Genomic DNA, 14,908 nt, shown 5'->3' on the forward strand with positions numbered 1-14,908 from the left:
CCGGGCTTTAATTTTTTATACGTATTGCGACCACAAGGAATCTTCCAAATAGTCAACGATAGGCTCAGCATTATTATAATCTGAAAGATCAGTAGAAAGCTTCTTGATATCCATATGCATATGCTTAACACAGTTACCATACAGATCCTTTCTAAATCCTTTCTCTACCATTTGATCCACATACTGTAAGTTTACCAAACGAGCGATTATTTTTCCTAATACTACGGTTTGTCGTTGAACTAGAACTGTAGGCATTTCAAAATCCAAATGCTTTTTAAACATTGGAGCTACTCTGGAAGTTAGATCGAAAGAAGATAAATACTCGGAGAAATTACTCACTTTGCTTTTCTTCATTTGTTTCACAATGATCTCAGAGATTTGAGTGTAAAGCATCTCATTTGAACCTTCGAAGATCTGGAATGGTCTACTGTCTACTATACCTCGACCACCTATGTGATCGATCTTGTAACCGCTAGAACCGGCTAATTGAACGCAAATTTGAGCAGATTCCTGCATCAAATCAGTCACTAGAGCCTTCATGCTATTGGCTTGAACTCCTTCAGCGGCTAAGTCATACTGAATTCCACTCATGTTTGAACTATGCGCGCACATTCCGGATGCAAGGGTATATGCAGCTTGAATTCTCGATAATTGGAAACGAACGGAATCCATCGCGATAAGGGGCTGTCCACCTACTTTTCTTTTTGTAGTATGTGCTAAGGCTTCATCTAACATCCTTTGGATAAAGCCCATCCCCATTCCTGGGAACTGAAGTCTACTTCTGTGAAGTATATCCAGCATCATCTTTATCCCAGTGCTGGTCTGTTGTAATTTCTGATTTCCAGGCACCTGAACATCAACGGTATTAAGTCCGTAAGGGATCATATACAGACCTAGGTTGTTGAAATAATGTTCAACTTTAATCTTTTGTTCAGGCTTAGCATTATCCGTTACAAAGAATTCCACATCTCTGGCAAGATCATTCTCTTGCAAACTTTTACGAGCCGCTATGATCCAAAAATCCGCCATACCCGTCAATCCTTGCCAGTGCTTTACACCTTTGATTTTGTACCCTTCTTCTGTCTCAGTATAAGAAGTACGCATGTTTAATGCATCAGAACCATAATCAGGCTCTGTGATCATAAGACCACCCATAGCCTTTTCTTCAACGAATTTCTGAAAAATTGGAGCTTGAATTTCCGGATTCCCGTACTTAGCTAATGGCTCAAGAAAGAGTGCAATGTTAATACCGAAGGTTAGGGACAATGGTAAAGCTTCATAAGAAGCTGCTGACAATATACCGAGACATTCTTTCACTTCAGCACCTCTACCTCCGAATGCCTTTGGGATAGCAACTGAAAGTGGATTCATTTGCATTATTCCGTTCCAAACATTTTCAGGAAGACCGCGCTGAAGGCTTAATTCATTTATATTGGACTCGTCATGAAACAAAGATTTTAACCGCTGTTTGAAACGGTTTATAAACACATCAAAATTTTCTGTCATTTTTATTTTTAATACTGAAAAATCATACAAAGGTAGGATTTTGAAATGAATATAAATTATGATAGCAGTCATAAATGTAAATAATTGTAAAAATAGATGTTATAAATACTCAAATGAGCTTAAAACACCCTTTTATTCCCCAAAAAATGGGATATTACATCAGGGAAGCCTTACCTGTTTTTGACCATAAAAAAACTGAATAATTCTATATGATAGTTCATGCTTTAGAAGGAGTATTTCAGTTGGACTCTAAAATCTGACTTCACAGTACCTGGCAGCTCATCCCATCCTGATCCAAGATTTCTATCTAATCTACTCTGAGCAAATTTTACCCAAACATCCATGTTTTTGAGCAAAGGTCTTTTCACCAGGACATAATACCTGATTCCCTCTCCATAGTATGCCGGAAAAGAGGTGGCATACAATACATCATTTTCATAGATATATACCCTATTTTCATAGGAAGGAGCATGCAAATAGGCGCATCGGAGTTTCCACTTCCATTTACCTGTACTGCCTTCAAAATCATTTGCCCAGGCCCAGCCATCTCCAGAGACTGCTCTCCAGGCCCATTGACTTTGGACTTTCCAATCCTTAAAAAAAATCCAATCCACTCTTAGTCCCGCTCCTTTGGATAACCCGTATTTCTCCCTCCATTGAGCCTTAAACGTCAAAGTTTTTCTAGGTTTATACCAAAGTTTCAACGAATAATCTCTCCCTTCTGATGGATGAGAAATTCCAAATTTCAACCAAGGAAATTGGTAAAGGTCATAGTGCCCCTGCAATTCCCAATGTCTTCTAAACCTATATTTCCACCCCAAAAATTGGCCTCTTTCATTTATAGGTGTACTATTCTCAGAAAATGCATCCCCAAAAAGAGTGGTAAATCTTGCAGGATAATTCCTATAGACCAAGCTGACATCCAGTTCCCGGCCTATGGTGGCAGACAGACCAACTACACCAGCAAGTGCTTCAGAATACGCTATTTCACTAAAAAGGGTATAGTTTGCCCCTCCATAGTTGCCTTGTAGGGATAGTATTTGGTGGTGTTTACCTTGAAAAGAGAAATAATTGTAAAGTGCATCTCGCTTCCGAAATACCTTATCAAAATGAGTCTCCATATATGCCATACCTAAAGTCGAGTTTTTCAATCTCCTCTTTATTGATGTACCCCAAACTTGCTCCTTAACATTATCCTTTTTACCTATCTCATTCTCTGTCCTATGCAAACCGGAGGTCACCAGTGAAGTAAAGTTTTCTCCATCCAGATTGGCATCCCTGAATTGATGGGAGTAGAAAAAAGACAACTCCATATTCTTAAACTCAGAGTTTAGTGCCATCCCTCTGAAACCAAGATCTTCTGAAAGCGACTGAAAGGGACGAAAACCTAAATCACCCTTCTTGACTCCTAAGACGGGCTCACTTCCTTTACCCAGGGAAAAACCTCCGGAAGAGACCAAACCTTGTCCCCACTGAAAACTGTAATTCCCTAAAATCACCTGTTTAAGGGGTCCTAGGTTTTTCCATTGTAAGGTAATAAGGTAATGGTCAAACATGTCCTTCTCTCCCGGATCCTTTTCCATAAGGAAAGCCAAAGAAAACCTATCCCTATTTACCCATTTGTATCTCAAATGTTGTCTTAATCGATCTCCTCCGAATTCATCTTCAAGAAAACCTTTGGACTTTTCAAGCGTAAAATCTGTACGATACAAAAGGAAATGAGACTCACTTCCTCCTGCTGCTAAGTTTGAAGATACTTTAACTATGGGAGCCAATTTCCTTAATATATCTAGACTCAAAGAAGGGATGACCTGTAATTCGTATATACTTAGAAAGTGACCGTACTTCTCTCTATGTATTAATATATCTTCCACTTGCCTAACATTTAAAAAAGACAAGGACATCAACTCATCTCTGCTCACCTTATTCAAATCCAAGGGCTCCTGGATCAAAGCGTACAGATCTTCCAATTTCCTTTCCAAATTTTCGTCGCCCCAGCCTTCCTTCCATTCTTCCGGAATTTCTTGGGAGTAGCAGGTATAAGACATCCATAGGAAGAGTATACTAATCCACTTTTTCATATCGAACAAATGCTCCGTGTGAAAATGCTGTATAAGGATGATTCTTAACTCCATACCCCCAAGTAATGGGATACGAATTCAAAGAAATGCCTATGGCAATAGCTCCGGGTGACATCATAAGAGACAAGCCTAACATCTCCGTATGACGATATTGAAATAATACCAGACCTGTACCTCTCTCCTTAAATGCTGTTTCTGTATAAATGTTCCATTTCTTCCCAAAACCCATGGATAAAAATGGACTCACCTTCTTATCGTATATGTACCAACCCAATCTCAGCCCTTTTTTCGGTTTAGCTTGCATTCCTACAGCCCAAGGCCACTCCCATTTTGTAAATTCATCTTGCACCATGACCTGTTGAATTTGTATCCTTGCCCCCATATCCACCCAGCTTTCTTCATAGGCCAATCCCAAAGAACTACCCACCTCCCTGTATAAGGCATCTCCAAAATGAAACATGCCCAATTCCCAAGGAATGGACCTCATCATTCCACCCCTATTCACTGCTAAAGATTGAGTACCACTAACGGGCAACCACCAATGCACCTTAAAATCCCAATAGGGCTCCTTTTCCTGCACTAGTAAAACCGGATTTTCTTTTCCATTAAACAAGGCTAACATAGGATCTCTCTGTGCCCCGGCATACCCGGAGCACAGAAGTAATCCCATCCATAGATACTTCATGTTTGTGTGGATTTAGGATACTAAAATAGGAAGGGTGAAGAGATGAAATATTATCTGGAAATCAGCCCGATACTAAGATTATCTGAGAATAAAAAATCCATCAGAATAATTCATCTGATGAAAGGAAAGTATATTTGAAAAAAAGTAGAGATATGGATTTGAGAACCCCAACCCTTATAGTTTTAGCTGCAGTGATTTTAGGATTTTATCTTAATTACAGCAAGGGGATGACTTGGCAAGAAAACGTGGAAAATATGAGTAGCTGGGAGAAGGTACTCACCTATTTGGGTGCTTATGTAGTACTGTTGATATGGAAGAACAGAAAGAAGATTAATCCCTAATCTCCTTCCCTATCATGTTTTCAAAACTCTTTAACTCACCCATCATCACCAGAATATCTCTCTTAGTAAAGATGTGATCATCTGATATGTACATATTTACCGTGGATTTTTGAGAACGCATTCCTAAGAAGTTCTTCTTCTCCTCATAGTATTTGATAGCTAGTAGACGAATATTAAAAATACTCTCAAAATCTACATCTCCCACTTTCTTACCTAAATATCTGTCCGGAACACGAATTTCCAGAATACTACAGTTATCAGCTAGCTCAAAGGACTCCTCTACACCTTTCATTTCTAGTTGCTTCGCAAACATATTGGCCGCGATTTGCTCGGGATTGAAGATGATATCAATCCCCATGGACTCTAATACAGCCAAATGCACAGAATTGATTGACCTGCTTATAATTTGCCTTGCATTATGCTGCTTCATAAGGGCGGTGGTAATAATTGATGCCCCCACATCTTCCCCTATGGCCACTACCACGGCGTCTGTATCTTTTATAGGAAGGTTACCATAAGCAGAAGCTTTAGAGGTATCCACAGCTATAACATGTGAGATCTTGTTTTTTAGCTGTTCCACAATCTCAAATCTGGCATCTACACCAAAAACCTCATGTCCCATTTCCGTTAAACGGATGGCCAATGTAGAACCAAAATTCCCTAAACCTACAATAATGTATTTCATATTTATAACAGCTTACAGTACTTGAACACTTTCTTTGGGATACTTATAATTGACGCTCCTATCTTTTGAGAATAGCCCAAATAATATGGTAAATAATCCTACTCTACCCAAATACATCAAAACAATGATCACCCATTTACTATTATCAGATAATTGTGGAGTCAAATTGAGAGAAAGTCCCACTGTTCCATATGCCGAGAAACACTCAAAAGCTACTCTTTGCAATGAAACATGAGGGTCAAAAATACTTACGAGAAACACCCCAATACCCATGATTAAGAAGGACAGGAAGATAACCACATAGGACCTTTGGATTGAGCTTCTGGTAATCTCTCTATTGAAGATCTCTACCCTTTCCCTGCCTTTCGCCAAGGATACTACATTCAGTAATGCCAAAGAAAATGTGGTTACTTTAATCCCCCCGGCAGTGGAGTTTGGAGCCCCTCCAATCCACATCAATAACAAATAGATGAGTATGGTACCTTGAGTAATAGCGCCCATATTAACCGCATTAAAGCCGGCGGATCGGGGAACTACTGAGCCGAAAAAGGACAAAGTGAATTTCCCTCCCCATGACTTATGCTCAGCTAAAGTATGATTTCCTTCCAAAAAGTAGAATGCTAAGGTACCTAAGACCAAAAGAACCGCTGTAGCGCATAATACCAAAGCGCTATGTACGGTCAATAAACGGGCTTGATATTGAAAACGTTCTCTAAAGAACACGTATCTAACTATCCCCTTCGCAAAGTGCTTGATAGCGTTATAAAGATCATTTACCACGGGGAAGCCCATTCCTCCAAAGATCACTAAGAGGGAAATGATCCATAATAAGGGGTAATTAAAACGATAATTAGCATTATGAAGTCCATCATGTATAATAGAGAATCCGGCCCCACAAAATGCCGCTACACTATGAAAGATAGAGAAGAACCAGGTTTTGGCATTATTTTCACCTCCTATGGCAAGATAAATGCACACTGCCCCTGCCAGTTCCACAAAGAATGCATAAAACAAAATTCTTTTAAGTACGGAGAATAAGGACCCTGGCTCATCTAGTTCTACGATATTACTTAACATCAACTGGTTTCTCAAAGACATCCCACCCCGAAATAATACCGCGAAGAAGTTAGTAAAGGTCATCAATCCCAATCCTCCAATCTGGAAAAGAACAAAGAGGATCTCTGCTCCTAAATCCGTAAATTTTGTAGCTAAGTCTACCGTTGACAAGCCCGTAACACAAACTGCGGAAGTAGCCATAAAGGCAGCATCTACGAATTTGAATTTGCCATAGGTAGCATGAGGCATCAAAAGCATGGCGGTGCCCCAGAAGATCAAGACCAAAAAACTGATGGCAAATAACACAGCCGGATTCATCAAAGAGGTCTTGATCTGGGAAGAGAACTCCATAAACCTCAGGAAGAACAAGCTAGTAATGAGCAGGTATAGAAAATAGTCAGAACTTAATAATTGAGACTCCTTCTTAAAGAAATTAAAGAGTAATAGTAGAATAAAGAGGATGAATTCCAGATTATGCTCTTTATGAAAAATTCCCTTCTTTTCACTCAGGAAAACGGTAATAAACCATTTGAAAAGGTAAATGGACATTAGGATCCTTGGGATCTGCCTGAGGGCATCATTGATCCAGTCCTTGATAATTTCCTCTTTCGGAAAGCTAATTTGGTACAATACCAATAAAAATCCGAGCAACATCACTACAAAGATGCTCTTGTCCATCTTTCTAGCGAGGCTGTCTTTCAGAATAAAGAATTTCTCCTTGATCCTGATCAACTGTGCACCCAAATTAAACTTTCTCAGGATAGTTTCATTTTGAAGTCAAATTTAGGTGGAGCTTGGGAATATTCCAAAAGAGACGCCTGCTGATCGCAGGCGTCCGTATCATTATGCTTTGGTTTCTTCTTCAGCGGAAGTGCCCTCTTCGTTTTTGGGCTTGGAGAAACTGGCGAAAAGATCATTGATAACCTTTTCCGCATCAGGGTATTTCTCTTTAAGATTGCCCACAATCTCATTAAATTTTGCACTGGCTCCGCTTTTCAGTTCCTCAAAGTATTGAGGAGCTTTGTCAACCGCAGATTCAGCCTCTGATTTCAATTGGCTACCTTTTTCCTTAAGGCTTTCCATCATTTTCTCTCCTTCTTCAGAGTTCAAATACTTGTTGATGGCCACACCAGCAGCGGCTCCTAGGATAAAAGTGGCCAGATGTTTTGAGTTAACTCCCATAATTATAATTGGTTTGTTGAACTATAACGAATTACAATTTTAAAAATTCTTATGGACCTCATCTTTTATAGCCTGTAGAGCCTCCCCAATACTCTTCTGAACCTCTTCATCCTGATGTTGCAAGACCTGCACTACTATTTGCTTAGTATCTTGCAGTGCTGCATATGAGGATATATTATGCATTAATGAGGCAGACGTGGTGTTTGCCGCCCACTTTATCTTTTCCCAAACGGGAGTAGACAGATACAATTGTTGGGCCACATTATGATCTAGCTCTTGCTTGATTTCTTGTAAAACTCTTTGCTGCAGCTCCAAATAGTGGATTTCAAACCCAATTCTAGGCAGTAAATTTTCCGGCTTTATTCTTTCCAAAAAAAGAATCATGCGCTCCGCCGCTTGGATTTTCATGCTCATAAGCTTAGGATCTACTTTCATTTTCCTCTTTTCCTGCCAAACCATAAACAAAAATCCTAAAACCACTAATACTAAGCCAATAAGCCCCCAATATTCATTTTGCATTCTGAAAAAAAATTATGCGCAATTTAAAACATTTTCCCATTAATTTTACGATATTTACTATTTGATCCATATACACACAAAAAACCAAAGATTGGCACGATTTATGAACAAAAATTGAGGACCATTTTCCGTTGAAACTAGTGAAAAAAAGAATAGACCTTATCTTACTTTCTTTTGGAATTATATTCCTATTCACTGGATTCATTCAACTCTTCTTTGTTGATCAAAAGTCTGAGAATCGTTTTCAAAGTCTTGTCCAAAATAATGTCACCCAGGCTATTAGTAAAGCCAGAGAAGAGCAAAAAGAGGTATTTGATTTACTTCAAACAAATGCTAGTTTCGGAGATTTTGCTTTGGATAAAAATTTCCCTTATTACATTTATAAAGGTGATAGTCTGATTTTTTGGTCCAATAGTAAGTTTATACCTGACCCATCCCCGCGCTTAAATAAGGAAAGGGAAGAACTGATCGAGTATAATAAAAACCTTGGTTTACTGGTAAGATCTCCCTTTACTACTAGCAATGACAAGTATGAGGTTATCTCAAGCATTTGGCTCTACGAAAATTCCATAGATCCTGCTATTTCCTCTGGTTTTGATTACGGTATATTCAGAAATGTCGCAGCCGGAATTAAATCATTGCCCGTTTCTGGCACTTATCAAATTCTAGATAGAGAGGGTAATCCCCTTTTTTATGTTTTGCCGGTAGATCAACCGTCCACTTTCAAATTTGAAGCTACTCCTTTAACACGAACCATATTCTTCATAGGTTTAATCTTTCTCACCATATTTTCGGGACTGAAGATCTATCAGCTTCATAATGAAAACCGTTTCATTTCATGTGCAGTTTGGCTAATAGGCGCCGCCATAGGACTAAGATTATTCCTGCATTGGTTAGACTTGCCTTGGGCACTTCTACCCGAAACTTGGGCTCCAAGATACCTTCTCGTTCCTCCAGGTTTTGGGGACATGATCATTACGGGTTTCATTCTAACCATAGTTTTGGCCCTTTTCGCCTTATGGCAATTAGAAGTGATCACCTATTCTTCCATAAGAAGAATGAAGAATTGGGCCAGAAGTGTAGCTTCTGTGAGCATGATCTTATTAACTGTGCTTATTTGCTATTTATGTTATGTAGATATCCAAAGAATCTATGACAATGCTACTATAGGACTAAATTACTCTTTAAAACTCACTAGTGTAAAATTAGGGACTTACGTCTTCCTATTTATGCTATATGGAGTTTTCTTCCTAGGTTGTCATTTACTTATAAACTTCTATACCAGACTTCAACCGAAATTTAGATTAGGATTTCTGCACTGGCTCTATGGAACCATACTAAGCGGAATGGTTTTCTTTTATTTTGGGATTAAATTATGGATCTGGATAATACCTTGCCTTTATATTTTATGGGCATATTTTTTAAGATTACCGCGCTATTTCTATATCCTAAGGTTTAAAACTTTTATCTACTTTTTGTCGGGAGCCTTCGCTTTCACCTTTATGCTCTTCAGTCTGGTGAAGTATCAGGATGACACTGCAAATGCTCAAGAAAGAGAGAAGTTTGCTAAAAAGTTATTGCAACAAAAGGATTTAAAAGCAGAGATGCTTCTAAATCAATTCAACAATATGATTCAGAATGACTCGAACCTGGCAAATGCTTTCGAGCAATCCATATTTACTTATGAAACGCTGAATCACCGTATCAAAGATAGTTTACTAAGTCCTTATTTTGATGTTTATAAAGTCCAGCTTCAAGCCTTCACTACTGGAGGAAAACCTATAGGAAATGACACTTCATTGAATTTGTCTAAGACCTATGGCAAATATGCTTCCAGTGCAAATAAAACGGAATTTTCAAACCTGTTCTACCATAAAGGAGATCCCAATAAATACATCTTGTTCTCTGAAATATCAAAGAAGAACATTGTACGCGGAGTATTGATGCTGGAGATCAGCTACTTTACCTCTGACCTTAAGAAAACGGCTGAAAAAATCCCCGAAAATAGCCTTATAACCCCTTCGGGAATGACATCATACAGTTATGCCCTGTTTGATAAAAATCATCAAGTAATATATAAAGAAGGCGACTTTGATTACTCTAAAGACTTAGCACTTCATATTTTAGAATGGGGCGAGGAACATTCCCAAAATATCGGAGATAGAGTGTACCAGCATTATATTTTCAAAGACAAAGAAGGAAATACTGCCGTATTAACTCACCCTACTGATTTTTACCGAGAGGTCCTTTCCGGCTTTTCATACTTGTTCCTGATTGCGCTTTTAGGTACAGTAGTATTACTGACCCTTCTGGGAATTCTGTCCGGATTTAGAATGTACAAGATGAGTTTTTCATCCAAAATTCAGTTCTTCCTTAATTTGGCTTTCCTTGTACCTCTAACCATTATCATTCTCCTAACCCTTGGAGTAGTTATTGCGTCATTTATTTCTCTTCAAAACAGATCCCTGCAAGAAAATTCCCAGAATGTAGCGAACACTGTCAATTTGCACTACCAAAACTACATGCAAGGCAAGAGTTCCAGAGCCTATTTAGAGGAACAATTGAGTAATCTTGCCCTTTCTTCTGATTTTGAAATATGTCTTTTTGATACCAAAGGGAAGATCCAATATACTTCCATGACTTCCATTTATTTGACTTATCAACTTTCAGATCGAATTAATCCTCAGGCCTATATCAAAACCATGCTAGAGAAAAACCGAATGGTTTTAATAGAGGACCATTTGGGCTCCCGCAAGTTTAAGTCGGTTTACATACTAGGCAAAGTCCCTAATGGTAAAGTGTTTGGAATAATAGGTGTAGCCTATCCTGATGCCGACAAAAACCTGCAAAGGCAGATCAAAGAAGTGGTTGCAGCCATACTTATTATCTTTTTAGTCATGTTCTTCATCTTACTGGCCTTATCCTATACGGCAAGTACGAATTTGACTGCCCCTCTAAAATTCATCGCTTCTAAATTGAAGAAGACGAATTTGAATGCCAAAAACGAAGAGATTTATTGGAAATCAAATGATGAAATAGGTTTGTTGACCAATGAGTATAACCGAATGATCAAGAAGCTGGAAGAAAGTAGAGAAGCTTTATCTACCAGTGAGAAGCAAACCGCCTGGAGAGAAATGGCCAAGCAAGTGGCACATGAGATTAAGAACCCGTTGACACCCATGAAGCTTTCCATTCAGCAGTTGCAGAGAACCCTCCCTGCTGATAATGATGATACCAGAAAAAAGATAGATCGTGCTTTAGAATCCATCAATGAGCAGATTGACAACATATCTGACATTGCGAATTCCTTTTCTGAATTTGCAAAAATGCCGGTACCTAGAACTGAGATCTTTGATTTGGTTTCTGCTGTAGAAAAGACGGTGGATCTCTATTCTCAAAGCAATCAAATCTACGTTCAGTTTGAAACCAGTGCTCCTAATATCCTGGTTCAAGGGGATAAGATGATCTTGACACGTGCAGTTACTAATCTTATTATTAACGGAATGCAGTCTGTCCCCCCTACTCGTAAACCCGTGATAAAGGTCTGGGTATCTGAAAAAGAAGAGATGGGTATGGTGGAAGTAAAAGACAACGGTGTAGGGATTGCGGAAGAGGTTAGAAAAAAAGTATTTATTCCAAATTTCAGTACCAAGTTGGGCGGTTCAGGTCTAGGATTATCTATGGCGAAAAGAGGCGTAGAACACGCAGGAGGTAATATTTGGTTCGAGACGGTGGAGGGTGAAGGAACTTCCTTCTTCCTGGAATTACCTAAAGCTAAACCTACGGAGTAGAGATTTTCGTATATTTGTCCCCTGATGATAACTTCCTTTGTATTCTCACCTTTTCAGGAAAACACCTATGTCCTAACTGACCCTAGCGGTGAAACGATAGTGGTAGATCCGGGTTGTTATACCCAAGCTGAAAAAGAACAGCTAAAAGAATTTTTAAAACCTTTAAATGTAAAGGCTATACTCCTTACCCACGCACACTTAGACCATATCTTTGGGGTGGCATATCTAAAAAGACATTATGATGTCCCCGTGTATATGCACAAACTAGATTTACCTATTCTAGCTGATTTTGAAATGCGCTGTAAAATGTGGGGTATTCCGGGGGCGGAGTCTTTCGAAGCTGAGAAGTTCCTTGAAGAAGGAGATGTTTTCACCTTTGGTCAAACACAATTAGAAGTTCTGCATGTTCCTGGTCATGCCCCAGGGCATATTGTCTTTGTTTCGCATGAGAATGAGATGATCATAGGTGGGGATTGTCTATTTAGAAGAAGTATAGGAAGAACAGATCTTCCTATGGGAGATCATGATACGCTTATAAATTCTATCAAAACTAAATTATTCTCGCTACCGGACCATTATACGGTTTATCCCGGTCATATGGAACCCACTACCATAGGTGAAGAAAAACAATTTAATCCCTTTTTACGTCAGTGAGACTCTTTACTGTTTCTAATCTTTTTACTTTAGGTAATCTACTCTGTGGCTGTTTAGGTATACAGGCAGTACTGCTTTACTCTGATTTCCAAAAGGCGGCTTTTCTGCTAGGGATTGCTTTGATTTTAGATTTCTTTGATGGCTTTATTGCCAGACTTTTGAAGGAAAGTTCTGATTTAGGGAAGGAACTTGACTCCCTGGCAGATGTAGTATCATTTGGAGTACTACCTGGATTTATACTTTGGCAAATGATGGACGGAAGTTCCATGGCATACTTGGCTTTTTTGATCCCTCTTTTTTCCGCATTACGTTTGGCTAAATTTAATATTGACACCAGACAGTCCTTGTCGTTTATAGGATTACCCACTCCTGCAAATGCTATGGTTATTGCGTCTCTGCCATTAATTGCAGAACAATTTACCACGGTTCAGGATGCACTATCCCGTCCTTGGGTTTTACCCACTTACATCCTGCTATTTAGCTATTTACTTATATCAGAGATTCCCCTTCCTGCCTTGAAATTTAAGAATTACTCGTGGACAGATAATAAGTTTACATACACTTTACTTATTCTTTCCGTAATTTTGCTGGCGGTTTTACAGTTGGCGGCTATTCCCGTCATAGTTTTTGGTTATATATTATATTCGCTTATACAATACATCAGAAAATCATGAAATTTAGAGCTTCTATTGACATCATGCCCATGAAAGAGATTCTAGACCCGCAAGGTAAGGCGGTGTTACTAGGACTTCAAAACTTGAATATTCATAACATGACTGACTGTCGCATTGGGCGTCACATAGAACTGACTTTGGAAGCAGCTACTGAAGAAGAAGCCAGAGCTAGTGTGGAAGGGGCATGTAAACAGTTGCTCGCTAACCTCATCATGGAAGAATATACTTTTACTTTGACGGAGGCATAATAGAGATGGGCATAGAGCTTAACGGTTTTATGCCCGTATTTCTTTTCTTACTTTTATCTAAGCGGATAAAGTCAGGCATCCATGGTTTTTCGTACGTGGGTGCAGTAGTAGATGAATAAATGGTTTCCGCTTCTTTTAACCAGGGATAGGTATTCACAGGATAAGGATATAAATTTTCATCCAGTTCCAGATACATCAAATGCAAATGGGTATCTGATCTGTTTTTCGCGGCATTAAACCCTGTTCTACCCACCTCGCCTAATTTATCTCCTGGCCTCACCCTTTGACCCGCTTCCACTACACTGATCCGGTTGTGGGCATAATACCAGAATCCCCCTCTGTCCAAGTCGTAAACCCACACATAATTACCTCCTTTGTAGATGGACTCTTCCTGCCAATCATGTTCTACAGCTACCACTATTCCATTCCCTACAGAGACCACATCCACATAATCCCCTGTCCTATCATCGATACAATCTCTATCCCTATCATAAATGAAAATATCATGCGCGGGGTGGGATCCGCTAACATTTTGATCAAACAGATCAAACTCTCTAACATAAAATCCATTCCCATTCCTGCCGCCTACAGCGCGGTAATTACTTCCCACAAGCGGAAATACCATGGGACTTACACTTTCACCGGAAAGAGGATATTTTTCTCGTAGCTCCGCTGCAATAGCTTTGAATTCTTCCTCAGCTTCTGCCGGAGAAACGTAATAGTTTCTTATATTGACCAATAATTGTTTGTACTTTTCAAAAAAAGTAGGCTGGAATCTGAAAGGATCAGATTGCAAAAGAAATGTAGAAGCTAGTAGTATTACAGCGTTTTTTAACATAGGGGATTTAAAATTTGGCAAATATAATAGTAAACGATCAACAGCCTTTGAATTTTGTATTCCAAAAGTAAATCTTAACCGAAAGTGGTATTATATTTGATCCTCATTTGGAAAATCGATCACTATTGAGCATTGTTAAATCACTGTACCAAAAGAATAAGAATTTCATAGGGTACTTTATTGCGGCTTTGGGTGGGGTGATTGTTCAGTACCTTATCGGCACCACACTACTTGTAAATCATCTTCGGTGGGACACCGTTAACGCCTTTTGGGTAGGATATATCGTTTCTATTCCTGTGGGATTTCTCCTTACGAAGTTACTAGCATTCAATGCCAGAAGATCAGGTCAAACTACCCGAGAAATTATCAAATACCTTATCACCATTATCATATCCGGATGTATCACAGTCTACGGTGCTGATGCATCCATCAGATTATTGATGAAGTGGATAGGACCGGATGAAATAACTTTGCCTATTGTTAATTACACCTTTAGGCCGGCGGGTACCCTCGGTCACTTCATGGGTATGGGGTTTAGCTTCATTTTTAACTTCATAGTTCACAAAAGATTCACTTTTCATGAGACCGGCCTTTGGCAGAAATTCCTTAAAGCATTAGGTACCAAGAACTAAATAATCCTTATTATTA

General features: G+C 39.1%; 14 protein-coding genes. 6 read left to right on the forward strand and 8 right to left on the reverse strand.

Translation table 11 applies throughout. The features are described 5' to 3' along the window. Nucleotides 1-15 precede the first annotated feature (15 nt). The 3 genes from LBYS_RS07250 to LBYS_RS07260 form a co-directional block, all read right to left on the reverse strand. Nucleotides 16-1,506: an acyl-CoA dehydrogenase family protein gene (locus LBYS_RS07250; RefSeq protein ID WP_013408220.1), complete on the reverse strand. Its 1,491-nt coding sequence runs from the start codon at nt 1,504-1,506 to the stop codon at nt 16-18. A gap of 224 nt (nt 1,507-1,730) precedes the next feature. Then, the gene (locus LBYS_RS07255; RefSeq protein WP_013408221.1) at nt 1,731-3,587 is read right to left on the reverse strand and encodes a ComEA family DNA-binding protein; all 1,857 of its coding nucleotides are present in this window, start codon (nt 3,585-3,587) and stop codon (nt 1,731-1,733) included. Further along, the gene (locus LBYS_RS07260) at nt 3,571-4,272 is read right to left on the reverse strand and encodes a hypothetical protein (RefSeq protein WP_013408222.1); all 702 of its coding nucleotides are present in this window, start codon (nt 4,270-4,272) and stop codon (nt 3,571-3,573) included. The genes LBYS_RS07255 and LBYS_RS07260 overlap by 17 nt, the downstream gene beginning before the upstream one ends. 152 nt (nt 4,273-4,424) lie before the next feature. Here LBYS_RS07260 and LBYS_RS07265 point away from each other — a divergent pair, with 152 nt between their 5' ends. After that, on the forward strand, nt 4,425-4,613 hold the full coding sequence (locus LBYS_RS07265) for a hypothetical protein (RefSeq protein WP_013408223.1): 189 nt from the start codon (nt 4,425-4,427) through the stop codon (nt 4,611-4,613). Here LBYS_RS07265 and LBYS_RS07270 read toward each other — a convergent pair. From LBYS_RS07270 to LBYS_RS07285, 4 genes are all read right to left on the reverse strand, one after another. Next, entirely contained in the window at nt 4,603-5,298 is a 696-nt protein-coding gene (locus LBYS_RS07270) for a potassium channel family protein (protein ID WP_013408224.1), read from the reverse strand. The two genes, LBYS_RS07265 and LBYS_RS07270, sit on opposite strands and share 11 nt — an antisense overlap. Nucleotides 5,299-5,310: 12 nt before the next feature. Next, on the reverse strand, nt 5,311-7,086 hold the full coding sequence (locus tag LBYS_RS07275) for a TrkH family potassium uptake protein (RefSeq protein ID WP_013408225.1): 1,776 nt from the start codon (nt 7,084-7,086) through the stop codon (nt 5,311-5,313). A gap of 111 nt (nt 7,087-7,197) precedes the next feature. Then, on the reverse strand, nt 7,198-7,536 hold the full coding sequence (locus LBYS_RS07280) for a YtxH domain-containing protein (RefSeq protein WP_013408226.1): 339 nt from the start codon (nt 7,534-7,536) through the stop codon (nt 7,198-7,200). Between the two features lie 39 nt (nt 7,537-7,575). Next, the gene (locus LBYS_RS07285) at nt 7,576-8,055 is read right to left on the reverse strand and encodes a DUF7935 family protein (RefSeq protein WP_013408227.1); all 480 of its coding nucleotides are present in this window, start codon (nt 8,053-8,055) and stop codon (nt 7,576-7,578) included. 140 nt (nt 8,056-8,195) lie between these two features. Between LBYS_RS07285 and LBYS_RS07290 the strand changes: the two genes are divergently transcribed. Genes LBYS_RS07290 through purS form a run of 4 tightly spaced genes read left to right on the forward strand, consistent with a single transcriptional unit; the run spans nt 8,196 to nt 13,422 of the window. Continuing rightward, entirely contained in the window at nt 8,196-11,846 is a 3,651-nt protein-coding gene (locus LBYS_RS07290) for a sensor histidine kinase (RefSeq protein WP_148225789.1), read from the forward strand. Between the two features lie 24 nt (nt 11,847-11,870). Continuing rightward, complete coding sequence (locus LBYS_RS07295; protein ID WP_013408229.1) at nt 11,871-12,500, forward strand: MBL fold metallo-hydrolase; 630 nt, start codon at nt 11,871-11,873, stop codon at nt 12,498-12,500. Further along, entirely contained in the window at nt 12,497-13,174 is a 678-nt protein-coding gene (gene pssA / locus LBYS_RS07300; protein ID WP_013408230.1) for a CDP-diacylglycerol--serine O-phosphatidyltransferase, read from the forward strand. The genes LBYS_RS07295 and pssA overlap by 4 nt, the downstream gene beginning before the upstream one ends. Then, nucleotides 13,171-13,422: a phosphoribosylformylglycinamidine synthase subunit PurS gene (purS, locus tag LBYS_RS07305; protein WP_013408231.1), complete on the forward strand. Its 252-nt coding sequence runs from the start codon at nt 13,171-13,173 to the stop codon at nt 13,420-13,422. The genes pssA and purS overlap by 4 nt, the downstream gene beginning before the upstream one ends. On the opposite strand, the gene LBYS_RS07310 is transcribed toward purS, so the two are convergent. Beyond that, nucleotides 13,403-14,260: a M23 family metallopeptidase gene (locus LBYS_RS07310; RefSeq protein WP_013408232.1), complete on the reverse strand. Its 858-nt coding sequence runs from the start codon at nt 14,258-14,260 to the stop codon at nt 13,403-13,405. The genes purS and LBYS_RS07310 overlap by 20 nt on opposite strands. A gap of 125 nt (nt 14,261-14,385) precedes the next feature. Between LBYS_RS07310 and LBYS_RS07315 the strand changes: the two genes are divergently transcribed. Next, on the forward strand, nt 14,386-14,892 hold the full coding sequence (locus tag LBYS_RS07315) for a GtrA family protein (RefSeq protein ID WP_013408233.1): 507 nt from the start codon (nt 14,386-14,388) through the stop codon (nt 14,890-14,892). Nucleotides 14,893-14,908: the final 16 nt, after the last annotated feature.

Source organism: Leadbetterella byssophila DSM 17132, from assembly GCF_000166395.1.
Taxonomy (GTDB): Bacteria; Bacteroidota; Bacteroidia; order Cytophagales; family Spirosomataceae; genus Leadbetterella; species Leadbetterella byssophila.